We start from the raw sequence: 16,510 nt of genomic DNA, 5'->3' as shown, positions 1-16,510 counted from the left end.
AGTATAAGTATTGTGGGCCTAACACCACATTTAAATATATGTATCGAGGCCGAAGCCCCGTGTCATGACTGTTGATTACTTCAACTTAGCCATGTTTTCCTTACGTTCTTCTTCGTCCTTGTCCTTGCGACGCTTGAACAAGATGGACCAGATCAGGAAGATGATAATCAAGATTAGCAACAACAAGATACCGCCGATAATCCATACCCAGACGGGGATGCTGTTCTTAGCTTGGATAGCCTTGTCCGCTGCATTGAACTTCTTAGCATGCTTGTCAGTAACCGTAACTTCTTGTTCCCATGTCTTCGTGTAATCGAAACGCGTACCCTTGGCATCTGCGTATTGCCCGTTAGCGTCTTGGCTCCAGAAGGCTGTGTACTTAGCCAAGTACTTACCAGCCTTAATTTCCTTACCGTTTGACGTCATGGCAAAGTCAAAGTTAGAATTTGGCGCCATTTGCATCATCTTCTTCGTCTTGCTCATGAAGACTTGACCACTAGCATCAGTAACGCGACCAACGATTTCCAAACGGTTTAGCAAGGCCGCCTTAGGGTTAATGACGTTGGTGCTAATCATTGAAACACCACCATCACTCACTAGCTTCACACCATTTGGATTCAACGTATCAGCGACATCGTTATTAGACGTACTGTTACGAGCCAACACAGCAACAGCGTATGAGAACACACCAGAAACTTGCATGCCGTTTCCTTATGAGGCTGCGTCTTGGCCTTCTTCAGTGAACTTCACACCAGCGGCGTAAATTCCAGAAGTTGGCGTAGATGGTATCGTTACCTTAGCTGTAACTGCTTTCGTTTCATTTGGTGCCAACGTCACCTTGTCAGGCACTTCTAGACTGTCACCCAACTTGGCTGGCATTGATTGATCAAAACCTGACGTTGCTGCGTAATCAACAACACCACCACTGATTGTTCCAGCAGTTCCCTTGTTCACATCAACCGTAATTGACTTGTTTGAGGTATTCGCCAAATTAAACGTCAACGTCTCACTTTGACCCGGTTGCAATTGCATATCAAAGTAAGAAGAATTTGACTTATCAATTTGTGATGATGGCACTACCGCCTGCACTGAATAATCATTTCCAGCCGCATGTGCAGTGGTACCCATTAACAAACTAGCACCCACAGCTAGTCCAAAAAGCGCTACTCGCTTAATACTCATTGTTCATATCCCTTTATAAAAATTTCATACCAAAAAATGCTATGTATTAGAAAAAGGTGACAGCCACACGTGGTGTCGTCACCTTTTCTAGTTCAAACAAAATGTTTAAATTATTTCAAATTAAAATTATGGTGCAGGTGTCACTGCTGTGTTTTCTGGCGTTGCTTGCAAAGTCCAAGCGATTGAACCTACATACTCTCCTGAAACTGAGGCCGTACCTGAAGGAATTTCCAACTTAGCATCGGTTTCGCTTCCAACGCTCTTATTTCCTTGGTGGTTCTTCAAGGCATCGGCGTTTTCTTCTGGCGTTGCTTGGTATGCAACACCAGACAAGCTACCTTCCTTCAAAGCAACTGAACCAATCGTCAACGTCTCACCCAACGTCTCATCGCCATTGTGCAATGGTACATAAGTTGCCGTCATAGTCCAACCTTGCTTACTGTTACCAGTAGTGTCGTTTACAGTCGCCGTAAATGGTTGTTGATCCGTGTACTCCTTATTCAACAAATCAGCAACAGTAGCGCCCTTAAATGTCAAAGATGACGTAACAAGTGCATTGTTCTTTGCATCCTTTGCAAACTTAAGTTCACCGTTACCAACCGTGAAACTCGTTGAAGTATTTGCAGTGTCATCAGCAAATACTGACGTTGATGCGCCCAACAATGAAACTGACAACAATGAAGCCAAAACAATCTTATTCATCTTCATGATATCTTCTCTTTTCTCTCTTATATAAACAATAAAAATTCACATTTCCATCTGAACCTTGATAATCATAGCCTTACTTTCAATAAGTGTCTATAAAAAACAGGGTTTGTTCACAATTTATTCTTATTTTTGAAAAAAATGTGAATTTTAGAGAAAGATAACGTCATACTTATTAAGAATAAGTGTAATGTTACGCCTACTTATCCCTCTCGTACAACAAAATCGTTCTGCAAATTCGTGCCCTTTAAGACAATTTGTCCAGATGAAATTTCGTGTGTATCGACCGTCAATACGTATCCTGACGGGATTTCGATCGTGGCATGTCCCTTGCGACGCAAATGCACATGACCACGTGCAACAATTTTGCCATCAGCCAACATGAACTTATAGTGCACACGGCGACGACGCGTTAGCAACCAAACAAAGAACACAATCAATACAACAGCCACACCAATTGTCATCCAGAACAATGGTTGCCAGAATAGACTCTTGCGTAGCATCGCATTTTGCTTATGCAACTTTGCTGCTGTCTTATCGCTAATGTACAAATTCGCCTTGCTAAACGTACGATAAGCATAGCGCTTACCGTTTGACGCATCGTAACGCAACCCATTTTCACGGACATAATAACCAACAGCTGTCACAGTATAATTGCCAGCAGGCAAGTCCTGTTCACCAGCCCAGACTTTGTAATTAAACTGTGAGTTAGGCGCCATCTGCATATTAGAAGCCTCACGTTGCAAATATGTCCCGCGAGGTCCGACGATAGAGACACGCATATACAAACTATTCAAAAACGTCTGCGTATTGTTAATGAGCTGCATACTGATAGCAGCTTCACTCGCAATTACCCTAGCTGACGCCTTACCAATGGTTAAGTTAGGCACCAAAATACTGCTGCTTGTGCGATTCAATACGGCAACCGTGTAACCAACTTCCGTATTGAAGTTCATGGTCGCGTTTTGCGAATTAACATCCGCTTGGCCTTCAGCCGTAAACGTCACCCCACCTGCCATCACACCAGAAATACCATTATCTGGCGTCACCAACGTAACTGTCGTCTTTCGAATAGTTCCCGCAGGCACAGTTACCTTAGGCTCTGTTGGCTTTAAGTACTGCTCCATACGTGCTGGCAATCCAGCAAAGCGACTATCCGGCCAGTTTTGTGTGCCATAAATCACCGCACCATTTGCACTGGTACCCGCCGTTCCCGCTGACACATCAACTGTGATGTCATGAGTTGCTTGGTTCGCAATATCAAACGTCAGCGTCGTACGATCACCAGGTTTGGTCATCACATCGGCGTAACTCACCTCTTGCGCATCATCTCGCTGAGCGGTCGGCTGTTCCAAACTAACCGCAATCCCACTCTCTTGTTCAGCATGGACAACTGCCGGCATTTGCCAACTGATGACCATGAAACTAATGATTAACAATAACTTTTTCATGATGCTTGCCTACCCTGGATTAACAACGCCATTTTGTAGTTCATACTGAATTGTTGCGTTGTAAGTTCCAATTGAAACGGTTGGCGGAATTGTCAAACTGACCTTCATTTCAGGTGACTCCCACGTGTAGTCACTAAAAGCCATGGTGTCATGCGCAATCGTGGCGCTACCAACCAACGAACCATCTTCAGCGACGTGCAATTCTTGGCCATTAATTGTTAAATGACCGTCGAATTTCGTTCCCACCAATGATTGTTGGAAATTTGTAATCCCCGCTACTAGGCTCCAACTTTGTTCCATGCCAGTATAATTCGTCACTGTGAAAGTGCCTTTGGGCAAGGTCACTTCACGTGTGACCGGTCCCTTGGCCAATTCAGCCAAACGGACAGCTTCAAAATTTAAATCCGTACCACCAGCCGCTGCCTGAAGCGTTACCGGTGTACCAGTCACTTCCAAACCAGTTGATGTACTTCCTGATTGATCAGCTAGCGCAACCGTTCCAGTCGTTGCCAACACCAAGCCTGCGCTCAGTAGCATAGCCTTAGTTTGCCATTTCTTCATGAGTGCCTTCCCCTCCTTCCGTTCTCGCAATCACAGTAAATGATTGACTCTCTTGACGATAATCAACAGCAACCTTTGCCACAAGGACTGGTTGTCCTGTCATGTCATAGACTGCTTCACCATCCCCATCCTGCTTCACAGCTAAGAAGCCGGCAGGGACATCAAGTCGCATTTGTTTCTTAAAGAGATGTGATGTGCAGTGTTCTTTGGCCACCAACAGGTCATCTTCCGTGTAGAAGTAAACCGTGTGATGACGGCGCTTGTACCACAAGAACCACAAGAATCCAGCTAGTGCGCCTAACCCAAGCAATACCTTCGTGATAATCGGATTCAAATGATGTCCTGCATTGACCAATGTACTATTTAAGTGCTTTGCTTGCGCCGTTGAAATCGGCACATTAGTCGTCGCCTTCAATTTGCGACTACTTGGCACCAAAATAGATGAACCAGCTGATTGCGCTTCAGATGTGGCGACACTGACTGAACTTTGGGCTGATGCAGCCTGATCATCAGGCACCGTTAATTCATTTTCAGGTGCCACTGAACTCTTAGCATCACTCGAACTTGCTGTCTTTGTCGCACTACTCTTGTCTGTATCGGTTTGCTTGGTAATCGCCCCAGGAACCAGTGTAGCCGGTTCAGCAGCCGATCCATTCACTGACACGCGATATGTACCAGCCTCTACCTTGTCACCGCCTAGCCATACTGTCCAATTCAAACATGTATTCGGCGCCATTTGCATCATCGACTGCACACGGTGATACTTCTTACCGCTTGGTGACGTGATTTCCACGTCCATCTTCATGCGATTTATAAATGCTGGGTAAGGATTCTGGAAGTGGAATACAAAGCCAGCTTGTCCATCAACAACCTTCGCTCCTTCTGAAACGACGGAAGGTTGCATATTATAAATCTTTGGTTCAGCGTTTTGTGCCAACACCGCAATGTCATACTTCACTTGTGCATTCAAACGATATTGCGTTGATGCCGTGTGGTATTGATTCTCCTCTTTAAAGCCAACCCCACCGGCAATCGTGCCATCGAACGGCGCATCAGGCATAGACAATTGCGCCGTCACCGTCTTAATTTGACCGGGCGTCAATGTATCACTGGTTCATCGACCGTCAAATGATTTTCCATACGTGTTGGCAAATTGACAAAGTCCTTGTTTGGCCAATTTTCAGTTGTGTAGACGACACTACCGTTTTCACTACTACCAGCCGTTCCCTTGGTCATATCAACCTTGATGGTCTTAGCTGAAATGTTTTGAATTTGATAACGCAATGTTTGTGATGAACCTGGCGCTGCAATCACGTCGGCGTACCCAACACCTCGTGCACTTGGTCGCTGCGAATCAGATTCGATATACGTCACACTGTAATCATCATGACCGACCGTGGCTGCATGCACAGAACCAGGCACTAATAGCGCAATCACTAAAATTGTTATCCCCATTTCACGTCGCATGTTGATTGTCCCTACTTCCCTTATATGTATCCCGCCGAGGCGGGGAGGATTGCGTACCCTATTGCGCAACCCCGTTATTTAACGTATACAAAACGTTTGCTGTATAACGTCCAACCACGTCACCTGGAATTGTCACACTCGCATCAACCGCTGGAGACTCCCAATAACCAGGCACCTGGCTGTGGAAAATCATCGCAGAATTGTGCTGTGTGGCATCGGCACGGATTGTAATGTTGTTAATCGTTAGCATGCCATCAAACGAGTTAGAACCGTTTGTGAACTCTTCAGCTGCCATTGATAATGACCATCCTGCCGAAGATCCGGAAAGATCAGTCACCTGAAATGAACCGGCTGGCAATTTTGTACCACGTGTCGTTGGTACCGTTAAACGATCCAACAGTGTGTCACCAAAATCAATTGATGCGACACCTTTATCCATCGTGCGATTACCAGCGATGATGTTCACCTTGGCTTGTCCAGTCGCCGTATCGGCATGCCCAGCTATTGGCATAGCCAACACGCTAAGACTGGCCATCATAATTAGTAATCCTTGTTTCATTACCCTATCCTTTTGACGTTGATAATGCTGCAACTTCAACTTCAATATACGTTTGTGTTGCCTTCACAACCAACGTACGCTCATCCGTCAATGTTGCATGCTTATCATTCATCAAGCGTACTGATTCTGGCAACGTCAACGTCACCTTACCCATGCGTGACGCACGTGCACGTTCCTTCATCACAATACGGTTTGTCATCAAATCAATAACTTGGACCGTGACATTGCGCTTCTTGAAGAAGACGAACCACAAGATAATTGCCGCAATTGCTAGCAAAATACCAATGAAGACCTTGTAGGCCAATGGCATCTTTGAGCTGATTTGCAAGTCGTAGTCACGCTTGTTCAAATCAGCAGCTTGCTTAGCTGTCACGTGAACCGTCTTTTCAGTTTGAATGTGGTACGTGTACTTGTCGCCACTAAACTTAAAGCGACGTTGGCCGTCCTTTGACCAGTAAGTATCCGTTACAACACGATAATCACCCGTCTTAAGCGCCTTACCGTTGGTGTAAATGCCCCAGTTGAATTGGGTATTCGGCGCCATCTGCATGTTCGCTTGCATACGCGTAAATTTCACACCATCAGGTCCCGTTACGGTTGTCTTCATCCCCAACGCGTTGATGAAACTTGATGTTGGATTCTTAACGTTAACAGCGAACACAGTGTGACGGTTAACTTGCGTCGCCTTCACACCACCCATTTGCAACATACCTTCCGCAATGCGTTGGTTGTTAGACAACAAAACCGCCACGTCATATTCGTACGTGGCATTAATCTTCATTGAATTCGTTGACTGGGTCGATCGATTCTGATTCTCTTCAACAAAGCTAACCCCACCAGCCATACGTCCTTCAAATTGTTGCGCAGGCGCCTTCAACGTGGCCGTTGCCGTTGTGTTTTGACCAGGCTTCAGTGTGATTTCTGATTGGTCAGCCTTAAGATAGTCACCCATCTTGTTGACCAAACCATCCGTCAACGTTGGCTTTACATCTTGTGTGGCGTAATTAATTGCACCGTTATCACTCGTCGTGGCCGTACCAGCAGTCATCTTAATCTTAATCGTCTTGTTTGACGTGTTAGACAATTGGAATTGCAACGTTTGTTGTGATCCTGGGTCAGCCTTCACATCAACGTAACCGACATTGTCAGATTCTGTACGTTGATTGTCCGGTTGAACCGCCACCACACTATAATCATCGGCTGCATAAGCAGTCGTCATCAACATTGGCACAGCAACCGCAGCAGCGATTGCCAATTTAACCCACTTGGCCATGTTTTTATTTTCTCTCTCTCAAAATCTCTCAAAATTAAACACAAAAAGCCTGGCAGAAACCAGACCATTTGCTTTACATATCAAACTTAGTTAATAGCCGTATTAATTAGTTGGCACTTGATGAAGCATTACCTGAGACACCTGTAGTCAACTTGTACGTGATGTTGGCTGTATAGTTACCAAGCTTTGCATCAGTAGGAACAATCATGCTAGCATCAGCCGCTGGACTAATCCACTTAGACTTTGATCCATTGTCACCCGCCGCCTTGAATCCATCCTCATTATCTGATGAGTAAAGTTGTGCCTCTTTACCTGGAGTCAAAGGAACATTGTTAATTACCAAAGTCCCTGCAAAGTCATCATTCGCAGTCTCATTTCTGAAAGAATCCATCGTTGCAGTCAACTTCCAGCTTTGAATTCCCATCGTGTTGGTAACTGCAAACGCACCCTTGTTAAGTTGTGCAGTCATAGGCTGTTGGGCCTTCGCCAATTGAGACAAAGTAACCGTACCAAAGTCCAAGTCATTTGCCACAGTCTTTCCCTCGCCATTGTCGGTCGTTCCAAAACCAGGTACTTGATCAACAGTAAATTGAGCATCGTCACCCTTTACCACATTAACACTCGCCGTACCTTGTGCCTTGTAGTTGTTATCATCGACCTTCGTACCAATACCATCAGCTGAAACCACACCAGCTGATGCCAAAACAGAACTTGCTACCAAAACAGTTGCTGCAATCGTTGCAAACTTCATGTCTCTACCCCTTCACGAATTCTTCAAATTCGTTTCTCTTTATATTAAGGAAAATTCCCTTATTAAAGATAATAAGATAAAGTAAGCGTTGGTTTGTGTCTAAATTGTGAAGAAAGTGTGAACTTCGGGTTTATACGTATTTTTATGTATCGCATTGGCAACAGTTTTGCATGCTAAAAACCAGACAAACAAAATAAAAAGACCACCGGGTTTCCCCAGTGGTCTAGTCATATCAATTACTTAGTACGAACAATCAACGTATCAACGTTTGCTGTACGCGTTACGTATTCAGTTACTGATCCAATCAACAAGCGCTCAATGGCGTTCAAACCAGTAGCACCAATCATAATCAAATCAACATTCATCTTCTCAGGCGCTTGGTGAGCAATGATGTCCTTTGGTGAACCGTACTCAATTGTGTAGTCCACGTTCTTAACGCCGGCATCCTTAGCTTGTTGCAAGTAAGTCTCCAAAGTCTTCTTTGCAGTTCCAGCAACTTGCTCGACCATCGTCGTCTTGAAGTCCGTTACGTTTTGGAATGCGCGTGTATCGATAACGTGCAAAATGTGCAAGTTAGCGTCTTCCCCATTACGCAATGCAACTTGAATTGCCTTCCCAAAAGCAGCTTCAGCTTCCTTTGATCCATCAACTGGAATCAAAATGTTCTTGTAGTTTACATTAGTATCAGCCATGATAGTTCCTCCTCTAAGTGGCTATTTGCCTATATGTTCATTATACGCCATTTGTAATAATTTTGGTAAATAAACCATGTCTAAAAAAAATAGCACCTATGAAGATTTCACAGATGCTACAACCAAAGTATGACTATTTAAACAATCGTGATGTGACCACAACGGCCAAGACCGTCGTTAGAATTGTTGCCAAGATAACGAAGATGCCGGCTGGCAACGGCTCTGAACCATGCAACACAACACTAACAATCAATGCCAATGCATCAAGCGTGAAGAACCAACCGAAAAATGTTGCTGGCATACGCGCTTGTGACGCCGACAAGTTCAAAAAGCCTTGACGGTGTGTTAGTAGATAAATACCCATTGCGCCAATCAACAGCGCAAAGACAATATACATAATGATGATGCCCATTTTATTCATCCTCTATCTCAAAAAATAATAATTGCAAAAGAAAAGCGCTACCAGGGCTAACCGTGGTAGCGCACGAACACTTGATTGGCGCCGTTAACGATTCACAATGAGTTGACTCCAGATTATAGGTAAGTGGGTGAATAAGTCAGCTTTAGCGGCTACTAAGTGAAATAGCTTGCCTCGCCGGCTTCCCGACATCCCCGGTCAATATGGTTGTAAAGCAACTACATATAGTAGGAATCATGCGTACGTCCAAGGAATTCGCATACCGTTATTATACGCTTCCAAGTGTAAAAAAGCAGTAGTTAACGTAAACCATTTTTCTGAGCGTCACGTAGCTTTTGGTACTGTTCCTTATAGGCTTGCTCAACCTTAGAATTTCCCGCCGGCACGAAATAGTTCGCCCCATTCAGTTTATCTGGCAAATATTGTTGCGGTACCCAATCACCGGGATGACCGTGTGGATAAACGTATTCCACACCGTGCCCCAGTTTTTCAGCACCCTTGTAATGCGTATCACGCAAATGATCCGGCACATCGCCAGTACCACCCTTGCGCACATCAGCCAACGCCGCATCGATCGCGGTATAGGCTGAATTCGACTTCGGTGACAGTGCCAATTCAATCGTTGCATTGGCCAACGGAATACGCGCTTCCGGAAAGCCAAGTTTCTCAGCGGCTTCAATTGCGGTCACTGCACGCGCCGCCACCGCAGGATTTGCCAAGCCGATATCTTCGTAGGCAATCACACGCAAACGTCGCGCAATAATTGGCAAGTCACCTGCTTCAATCAAACGGGCCAAGTAGTGCAACGCAGCATCTGTATCACTACCACGAATCGACTTTTGCAAAGCGGAGATAACATCATAATGCCCATCCCCATCCTTGTCAGCCGTCAACGCTTTACGTTGCACCGTTTCTTCAACAATTGGCAACGTGATGTGCACCTTACCATCTTCACTTGGCGCCGTTGACTTAACTGCCAACTCCAATCCATTCAACGCAGAACGCAAATCACCATTCGTTGCATAAACCAATTGGCGTTCTGCCTCATCATCCAGCACGGCATCAAAGTTACCCAAACCACGCTCTTTATCCGTTAGTGCTCTTTGAATAGCTGTCTTCATGTCATCTTCGGACAATGGCTTCACTTCAAAGATTTGCGTACGTGACCGAATGGCTGGCAAAATCGATAGGTAAGGATTTTCAGTTGTGGCACCAATCAACACGATGCGTCCACTCTCAAGGTGGGGCAACAAAAAGTCTTGTTTCGTCTTGTCTAGACGGTGAATCTCGTCTAGCAACAAGACGACCGTACCAGACATCTTGGCTTCTTCAGCCACAATTTGTAGATCTTTCTTACTATCCGTTGCCGCATTCAAAATACGGAACGCATATTTCGTTGACCCGGCAATGGCACTGGCGATACTCGTCTTACCCGTGCCTGGAGGGCCATATAAAATCATCGACGACAGCATCTTGGCCGTCACCATGCGATTAATAATTTTCCCTTCACCAACTAAATGTTGTTGTCCAACAATTTCTTCGATGGTGCGAGGTCGCATGCGAAATGCTAATGGTTGTTGCATGCAAGCAACCTCCTCTCGTTTAAGCCTGACTGGGGGTTTCACGCTCCACTAGGGCTTGCAAAATTGTACGGAAGCGTCCAACCGCTTCGGTATCACCCGTCATCGTTTGATAATCCACGACGTAATGACTCAATAGCTTAATTACCCGTTGCGGATCATCAAAAATAATCTCAAAAAAGTCGAGCATAATCCATCGCCATTGCAACGCTAGACTACCATCACGAACTTGTTGTGCACCAAGTTGACGTGACAATGCTGTATAGAATTGAACCAATTCGCGATTTTCAAGTAACGCTGCACGGAAAGTCGCTAGTTCAAGTGCTTCTAATATATTATCCAGCAAGGCATATGGTGCATTTGTCTTCGTATAGATATTCTCGAATTGTCGTTGCCAAACTTCTGTTTCCGCGACCGAATTAATGCCCAGAATACCATACTTAATCAAGCGCAATTCACGTTCGTGCCAAACATCCAGCCCCATCAACTCATCCATAATTTCATGACCTAGCGCCACGGCATCCTCTGAAGTCAACCAACCCGGATAATTTGCCATGCCATCCATAGCACGATATCTAAAGGAAACTTCTAGGTCACGACGACTCTTCGTGCGCTCGTAATTATGCCGTGCCACTTCGGCCATGACGTGATACATCCCCGGCGCAGTTAGTTCTGGTGTGTATTGCACCCAAGTGTCTGCTTCCGTATTAATGAACTGACTACTAATCGACGCATCTAAATCCGCTGGAATCAAGCGCATCTGACGCATCAAGCATACCAAATCACTAGAATGTAGCAAATCAGGGTCCTTGTACGCGCGCTTTAGTTTGTAAGCTGACACACCAACAGCTTCAATTTGCTCAACCGTAATATTCTTACCGGCCATAATCCATTGGAATAAGGTTCCAAAGTGGCTAAAGTATGGCAATTCAGTTCCAGCGGCAAAGACTGGAAAATGGTTTGCATCCTTGGCTGGTTGCCAATAGGTCTCACGTTCAGCGCGATAAGCTTCCCATACTTTACGCAAGTTCAAATCACTTGGCTCAAGTCCAATCGTAAGCGCTTGTTCACGTTCGGCTGCCTCCAATACGCTATTAACCAACCCGTCCAACACTGGACTCTCAAAGGCTTCATCATCTCGAACAAACAGCGCTAACCGCTTTAGCATCAGCAATTCAACCGTGCCAGACGTTGTCGGTTGATTAATAATAGCTTCCAAAATAAATCGTGTGTTTTCACGATTGCGATTTGATGGTACCATCAAAAACTTCTTGATGGCTTGAATATGCATCTGCGTCGCAATACCCCAAACATCGATTGGCAAGTACGTATTAAACATCGTAATCGTACGTACGTAACGTTGGTAAACCACCATAAAATCAGCAGGTGCTAACAGCGCCGCCAACAAGCCCGCGATGTTCAACTCCATCAACGTATAATTCTCAGTCTCTAGCAACATCGCCGTCAGCTTGGCTACCGACTCAGAATTAATGTTGCCGGTTGTCCGGAGGTCTTGCACGATTTCTGTAGCAAGTAACGCATAATCATCTGGTCCACCCGCTGCCACGACCCGTTCGTTTTCAACAGCCTCAGCCAGTTCAGGCAATGACATCGAAAACAACGACACAATACTATATGGTCGAAGCAGTGGCGTCCCAACCGCCAGGGCCAACTCAGAAAAAGTCATCGTCAACAGCGTCAATACATCAGTTAATTCCTTTAATGATAGCTCTGCCTCACCCACGGCAATGCGGTACCACCGCGATTTACTGATACCCAACTTTTCAATTTGTGCCACACTGACATTCTTATCTTGTCGAACCTCATTGAGCACTTCACCAAAACTTCTCATCTACTCTCTCCCTACAAAAAGCTTAACCAAATAGCTTCTTGTACCAAGGCTTCTTTTCAGACGTGCTTGGTGTCGTCGTTGTTGCTGCAGGTGTTTCCGTCAACTTCACGATATCGATTTGGTCAACGTTCACCGCTTCTTTAGCCGTAAAGACAGCCACCACATCTGAACGATCAAACACATCGTCTGACTTTAGCGTGAACCCAACGTGGCTCTTTGAGGCCATTTTAATGTATGGCTCCAAATCATCCATAGGCAGATGGCCATTCAATAGCAACGTCCCATCTGGGTGCGCTTTGAATTGCTTCTCCCATGTCGCCATGTAGGCTGGTTGTCCAAACGTTTCGCGAGTCTGCGCCGCATAAATGCGCTCGCGGAACGTTCCCAAGTAGTGGTTGCGTTCGTCAGGGTTAATTTGTGGCGTCCCGTACACCGCCGCTTGCATGTGTGGATCCATATCAGGCATGAGGGCTGTCCTCCAACTTTCTTTTAGTCCTTTAATTCTAACACATCTAGCCATTGTCCCGAAAACAACAGAAAAAGAGACGAGCGACAATAGCTCGTCTCTTTTTAGTAACTTTCTTACCCGAACATTAGTGTAGAAATTCCCGCTACAAAAACGTACATCATATATGCGCCGAAGATCCAGTGCAATGCATTAAACAACATTGGGAATGGTCGCAAGATGCGGTGGCCTGCAAAGTAAACCACCGTTGGTACGATCAAAATCAACGCAAATATTTCAAACCCCATTAGCCATGTGTTCGGTGCCATCGGCATCAAAAGTGTCATAGCTTTTCCTCCAAATCAACATCTGGGTACTTATCCTTAAACCAGCGTTCTGCGAATTGGTTTTCGAACAAGAATACTGGTTGCTCCGCACGGTCACGTACTAGCAAATTACGTGATGAAGCCATGCGTGGGTCAAGTTGCTCTGGGTTAATCCAGCGTGCAATCTTTGAACCCATTGGCTCCAAACTAACTTCCGTGTTGTATTCGTTTTCCATACGGAATTGGAAAACTTCGAATTGCAACGCACCAACGGCACCAAGGATGTAATCCCCTGAATCCCAGGCCGTGTACATTTGAATTGTTCCTTCTTGAACCAATTGTGTCACACCCTTGTGGAATGACTTTTGCTTCAAAACGTTCTTAGCGTGAACACGCATGAACAATTCAGGCGTAAACGTTGGCAACTCTTCAAATTCAACCGCCTTCTTACCTGCGAAAATCGTGTCACCGATTTGGAAGTTACCCGTGTCATAAACACCGATGATATCACCAGGATAAGCATTCTCAACGTTCTCACGAGTATCAGCCATAAACTGCGTCACGTTAGACAAACGAATCTTCTTGTTCGTTCGTGCAAGTGTGACATCCATACCACGCTCAAACTCACCAGATACGATACGTACAAAGGCGATACGGTCACGGTGGTTAGGGTTCATGTTCGCTTGAATCTTGAATACGAATCCTGAGAATTGCTCGTTACCAGGTTCAACTTGGTTACCATCAACCGTGTTCTTAGCTGAAGGTGCTGGTGCGAATTGCATGTACGTTTGCAAGAACGTCTCAATTCCGAATCCTTGCAAGGCTGAACCGAAGAAGACTGGCGTCAACTCACCGTTCATAACGGCTTGCTCATCGAATTGGTTTCCGGCGTCCTTCAACATTTCGATTTCGTCGCGTGTTTCAGCCCAAAGTGGGTTGTCTTGCAACTTGTTTGGTTCTGCCAAATCAGTACCAGCTTCGTTCAAAGGCAAGAAACGAGCAGCTTCTGATTCTGGACGGAACACTTCGACATTGTTGTGGTACAAATCAAACAACCCAGCCAAAATTTGTCCTGATCCAATTGGCCAATTCATTGGGTAGGCGTTGATTCCCAACGTTGACTCCAATTCATCAACCAAGTCCAAGGCATCGCGACCATCACGGTCCAACTTGTTGAAGAATGTAAAAATTGGAATGTGACGTTCACTAACAATTTCGAACAGCTTCTTTGTTTGTGGCTCGATACCCTTTGCAGAGTCGACCACCATGATAACTGAGTCAACAGCCATCAACGTACGGTACGTGTCTTCAGAGAAGTCTTCGTGTCCTGGGGTGTCCAAGATATTGATACGCTTACCGTCAAAATCAAATTGCAAAACAGAGGATGTTACGGAAATTCCACGCTTTTGCTCAATTTCCATCCAGTCTGACTTTGCAAAGTTTCCCTTACGTCCCTTAACCGTTCCAGCTTCACGAACTACACCACCAAGCTTCAACAATTGCTCAGTGATCGTCGTCTTACCGGCGTCGGGGTGGGAAATAATCGCAAACGTGCGGCGCGTTTGCATTTCCTCTTGTAATGATGCCATTTTTATCGCCTTAATTTCTTAATTTATTTAGTGATTCTTTAAAAATCTTAACAATTTAGTATAACGAAAAAACGGCTGTGATTCAACACCACAACCGTTCTTATATACATTGTATTTTTATTGATTACTTCTTTTTCCAGCCCATTTGGTCGGCGACTTGTTCCATTGACAAAGCACCGTGACCATCAATGATTTTATTCATCGCAATTTGCATATCTTCAGCTGACACGTTGGCTACATCATAACCCAAACCAGCCCATTGACTACGGGCCGCGGCGACGTCTGCTGAATCCATTGGACGATCACCAGGAACATCAACGGATTGTTGTGATTCTGCGTTCTTTTCGGCTTCTGCTTGTGATGAAGCGGCGGCTGAACTAGCAGCTGCAACTGATGAGGCGTATGATTCCGTCTTTGACGATGAAGCTGCAATTGATTGTGAAGCTGCAATCGACGCTGCCTTTGATGAAGCTGATGCCATCGAAGCAGACACTGAAGCGGCCTTCAAGGATTCAGAAGCCGCCTTTGATGATGACGCTGCCTTCTTGGCTGAAATTGATGATTCCTTGATTGACGCGCGGGTCGCCTTCACTTGGTTCATCGCAACCTTAATGTTCTTGTTCACAATACCAACCGCATCATCAACCGCTGTAGCTGACTTGTACAATGACAACGCCTCATGCCAGTCATGCTTATCAGCCTTCTTTTGGGCTGAAATCGCAATCTTCAATTGTTCAAGCGCCGTACGTCCTTCAACAGAAACTTTGTCCTTTTGGGCAGCTTGATAATACGTCTTCGCTGACTCCCAATCCTGTTCATTCAACGCAGCGTGGGCATTACGAATGTTGACTTCGTACCCCTTACCCTTGTTAAACGTTTGGTAGCCGAATACACCGGCCGCAAACGCCACGATTAATACAATGACGATAATAATCTTCTTTTTCATTTTATTCCCCTATTACGCTATTAGGTCCATTATAAAGGAAAAGCAATGTCCCTGGATAGTCCAAGTGACATTGCTTTTCAAAAACATATTGCGACTAACGATCACTGCGACGCTTGATTTCCAAGTATCTGCGATACCACAAGTCGATGTACTCGTCCGAAAATGGGCCCTGATGCTTATTGATCCAATCAACTAGGATTTTGACATGCTCCTTTACGATAAAATCAATGTCTGCTGGGTATTGCCATTGTGCTTTGTGTAACTCATATTCGTCCGTATCAAGAAGTCGCTTCTCACCATCTGGAAAAACCTTCACATCCAAATCGTAGTCCACATACTTCAAGGCTTCTTTATCTAAAACAAATGGAGAAGCTAAATTACAGTAATAAGACACCCCATTATCTCGTATCATCGCGACGATGTTGAACCAATACTTACGGTGAAAATAAACAATCGCTGGCTCACGTGTCACCCAACGACGACCGTCATCTTCAGTCACCAATGTGTGATCATTCAGCCCAATGATGGCATTTTCACTCGTTTTTAGCACCATCGTATCACGCCAAGTTCGGTGCAAACTGCCGTCGTGCTTGTAGCTCTTAATCGTAATAAAATCGCCTTCCCGTGGGAGTCGACTATCTTTCATTTTTGAGCCCTTTTTACGGCCTTTCACCAAATTTATTCTTTTTCATTGTATCACGCGAAACAATGAA

The 16,510-nt window shown here is 45.1% G+C and carries 19 protein-coding genes; all 19 read right to left on the bottom strand.

The genetic code is table 11. From position 1 onward, the window contains the following. Positions 1-75: 75 nt before the first annotated feature. Positions 76-702, bottom strand: coding sequence for a WxL protein host-binding domain-containing protein (locus tag C6P11_RS11190; protein WP_245299752.1), 627 nt, complete (start codon positions 700-702; stop codon positions 76-78). Positions 703-711: 9 nt separating this feature from the next. Then, the gene (locus C6P11_RS11185) at positions 712-1,182 is read right to left on the bottom strand and encodes a DUF916 domain-containing protein (protein WP_245299750.1); all 471 of its coding nucleotides are present in this window, start codon (positions 1,180-1,182) and stop codon (positions 712-714) included. 126 nt (positions 1,183-1,308) lie between these two features. Continuing rightward, positions 1,309-1,890: a hypothetical protein gene (locus C6P11_RS02995; RefSeq protein ID WP_135518476.1), complete on the bottom strand. Its 582-nt coding sequence runs from the start codon at positions 1,888-1,890 to the stop codon at positions 1,309-1,311. Positions 1,891-2,090: 200 nt separating this feature from the next. Beyond that, entirely contained in the window at positions 2,091-3,338 is a 1,248-nt protein-coding gene (locus C6P11_RS02990; RefSeq protein WP_135518474.1) for a WxL protein peptidoglycan domain-containing protein, read from the bottom strand. A 9-nt stretch (positions 3,339-3,347) separates the two neighbouring features. Then, the gene (locus tag C6P11_RS02985) at positions 3,348-3,899 is read right to left on the bottom strand and encodes a hypothetical protein (protein WP_135518472.1); all 552 of its coding nucleotides are present in this window, start codon (positions 3,897-3,899) and stop codon (positions 3,348-3,350) included. After that, positions 3,880-5,001: a WxL protein host-binding domain-containing protein gene (locus C6P11_RS02980; protein ID WP_245299749.1), complete on the bottom strand. Its 1,122-nt coding sequence runs from the start codon at positions 4,999-5,001 to the stop codon at positions 3,880-3,882. Before C6P11_RS02980 ends, C6P11_RS02985 begins: the two co-directional genes overlap by 20 nt. After that, positions 4,998-5,366, bottom strand: a complete 369-nt coding sequence (locus C6P11_RS11180; RefSeq protein ID WP_245299747.1) for a WxL protein peptidoglycan domain-containing protein — start codon at positions 5,364-5,366, stop codon at positions 4,998-5,000. The genes C6P11_RS02980 and C6P11_RS11180 overlap by 4 nt, the downstream gene beginning before the upstream one ends. A 58-nt stretch (positions 5,367-5,424) precedes the next feature. Further along, positions 5,425-5,925, bottom strand: coding sequence for a hypothetical protein (locus C6P11_RS02975; RefSeq protein ID WP_135518470.1), 501 nt, complete (start codon positions 5,923-5,925; stop codon positions 5,425-5,427). Between the two features lie 4 nt (positions 5,926-5,929). Beyond that, on the bottom strand, positions 5,930-7,198 hold the full coding sequence (locus tag C6P11_RS02970) for a DUF916 domain-containing protein (protein ID WP_135518468.1): 1,269 nt from the start codon (positions 7,196-7,198) through the stop codon (positions 5,930-5,932). 106 nt (positions 7,199-7,304) lie between these two features. Next, positions 7,305-7,949 (bottom strand): hypothetical protein, encoded by a 645-nt coding sequence (locus C6P11_RS02965; RefSeq protein ID WP_135518466.1) that lies wholly within the window; start codon positions 7,947-7,949, stop codon positions 7,305-7,307. A gap of 236 nt (positions 7,950-8,185) precedes the next feature. Next, positions 8,186-8,641, bottom strand: coding sequence for a universal stress protein (locus C6P11_RS02960; RefSeq protein WP_135518464.1), 456 nt, complete (start codon positions 8,639-8,641; stop codon positions 8,186-8,188). A gap of 133 nt (positions 8,642-8,774) precedes the next feature. Next, positions 8,775-9,053 carry a hypothetical protein gene (locus C6P11_RS02955; RefSeq protein ID WP_135518462.1) on the bottom strand — a complete coding sequence of 93 codons (279 nt, stop codon included), beginning with the start codon at positions 9,051-9,053 and terminating at the stop codon, positions 8,775-8,777. Between the two features lie 305 nt (positions 9,054-9,358). Beyond that, entirely contained in the window at positions 9,359-10,642 is a 1,284-nt protein-coding gene (locus tag C6P11_RS02950; RefSeq protein WP_135518460.1) for a replication-associated recombination protein A, read from the bottom strand. A gap of 19 nt (positions 10,643-10,661) precedes the next feature. After that, the gene (locus C6P11_RS02945; protein WP_135518458.1) at positions 10,662-12,491 is read right to left on the bottom strand and encodes a helix-turn-helix domain-containing protein; all 1,830 of its coding nucleotides are present in this window, start codon (positions 12,489-12,491) and stop codon (positions 10,662-10,664) included. Positions 12,492-12,513: 22 nt separating this feature from the next. Next, complete coding sequence (locus C6P11_RS02940; RefSeq protein WP_135518456.1) at positions 12,514-12,957, bottom strand: YueI family protein; 444 nt, start codon at positions 12,955-12,957, stop codon at positions 12,514-12,516. 116 nt (positions 12,958-13,073) lie between these two features. Continuing rightward, positions 13,074-13,283 carry a hypothetical protein gene (locus C6P11_RS02935; protein ID WP_003609213.1) on the bottom strand — a complete coding sequence of 70 codons (210 nt, stop codon included), beginning with the start codon at positions 13,281-13,283 and terminating at the stop codon, positions 13,074-13,076. Continuing rightward, a complete protein-coding gene (locus C6P11_RS02930; RefSeq protein WP_432430731.1) occupies positions 13,280-14,857 on the bottom strand; it encodes a peptide chain release factor 3 in 1,578 nt (525 codons plus the stop codon). Before C6P11_RS02930 ends, C6P11_RS02935 begins: the two co-directional genes overlap by 4 nt. Positions 14,858-14,975: 118 nt before the next feature. Further along, positions 14,976-15,797 carry a hypothetical protein gene (locus tag C6P11_RS02925; protein ID WP_135518452.1) on the bottom strand — a complete coding sequence of 274 codons (822 nt, stop codon included), beginning with the start codon at positions 15,795-15,797 and terminating at the stop codon, positions 14,976-14,978. Between the two features lie 94 nt (positions 15,798-15,891). Further along, positions 15,892-16,443, bottom strand: coding sequence for a nucleoside tri-diphosphate phosphatase (ntdP, locus tag C6P11_RS02920; protein WP_003609221.1), 552 nt, complete (start codon positions 16,441-16,443; stop codon positions 15,892-15,894). Positions 16,444-16,510: the final 67 nt, after the last annotated feature.

It is taken from the genome of Weissella confusa, from assembly GCF_004766315.1.
Classification (GTDB): domain Bacteria; phylum Bacillota; class Bacilli; order Lactobacillales; family Lactobacillaceae; genus Weissella; species Weissella confusa_A.
Note: the sequence above shows the minus strand (reverse complement) of the source record. Positions and strands in the feature narration are given on the sequence as shown.

Excerpts from the sequence above, each read along its gene's own strand:
- C6P11_RS11190 (WP_245299752.1), bottom strand. The coding sequence starts at position 702 with ATGCAAGTTTCTGGTGTGTTCTCATACGCTGTTGCTGTGTTGGCTCGT.
- C6P11_RS11185 (WP_245299750.1), bottom strand. The coding sequence starts at position 1,182 with ATGAGTATTAAGCGAGTAGCGCTTTTTGGACTAGCTGTGGGTGCTAGT.
- C6P11_RS02995 (WP_135518476.1), bottom strand. The coding sequence starts at position 1,890 with ATGAAGATGAATAAGATTGTTTTGGCTTCATTGTTGTCAGTTTCATTG.
- C6P11_RS02990 (WP_135518474.1), bottom strand. The coding sequence starts at position 3,338 with ATGAAAAAGTTATTGTTAATCATTAGTTTCATGGTCATCAGTTGGCAA.
- C6P11_RS02985 (WP_135518472.1), bottom strand. The coding sequence starts at position 3,899 with ATGAAGAAATGGCAAACTAAGGCTATGCTACTGAGCGCAGGCTTGGTG.
- C6P11_RS11180 (WP_245299747.1), bottom strand. The coding sequence starts at position 5,366 with ATGCGACGTGAAATGGGGATAACAATTTTAGTGATTGCGCTATTAGTG.
- C6P11_RS02975 (WP_135518470.1), bottom strand. The coding sequence starts at position 5,925 with ATGAAACAAGGATTACTAATTATGATGGCCAGTCTTAGCGTGTTGGCT.
- C6P11_RS02970 (WP_135518468.1), bottom strand. The coding sequence starts at position 7,198 with ATGGCCAAGTGGGTTAAATTGGCAATCGCTGCTGCGGTTGCTGTGCCA.
- C6P11_RS02965 (WP_135518466.1), bottom strand. The coding sequence starts at position 7,949 with ATGAAGTTTGCAACGATTGCAGCAACTGTTTTGGTAGCAAGTTCTGTT.
- C6P11_RS02960 (WP_135518464.1), bottom strand. The coding sequence starts at position 8,641 with ATGGCTGATACTAATGTAAACTACAAGAACATTTTGATTCCAGTTGAT.
- C6P11_RS02955 (WP_135518462.1), bottom strand. The coding sequence starts at position 9,053 with ATGGGCATCATCATTATGTATATTGTCTTTGCGCTGTTGATTGGCGCA.
- C6P11_RS02950 (WP_135518460.1), bottom strand. The coding sequence starts at position 10,642 with ATGCAACAACCATTAGCATTTCGCATGCGACCTCGCACCATCGAAGAA.
- C6P11_RS02945 (WP_135518458.1), bottom strand. The coding sequence starts at position 12,491 with ATGAGAAGTTTTGGTGAAGTGCTCAATGAGGTTCGACAAGATAAGAAT.
- C6P11_RS02940 (WP_135518456.1), bottom strand. The coding sequence starts at position 12,957 with ATGCCTGATATGGATCCACACATGCAAGCGGCGGTGTACGGGACGCCA.
- C6P11_RS02935 (WP_003609213.1), bottom strand. The coding sequence starts at position 13,283 with ATGACACTTTTGATGCCGATGGCACCGAACACATGGCTAATGGGGTTT.
- C6P11_RS02925 (WP_135518452.1), bottom strand. The coding sequence starts at position 15,797 with ATGAAAAAGAAGATTATTATCGTCATTGTATTAATCGTGGCGTTTGCG.
- ntdP (WP_003609221.1), bottom strand. The coding sequence starts at position 16,443 with ATGAAAGATAGTCGACTCCCACGGGAAGGCGATTTTATTACGATTAAG.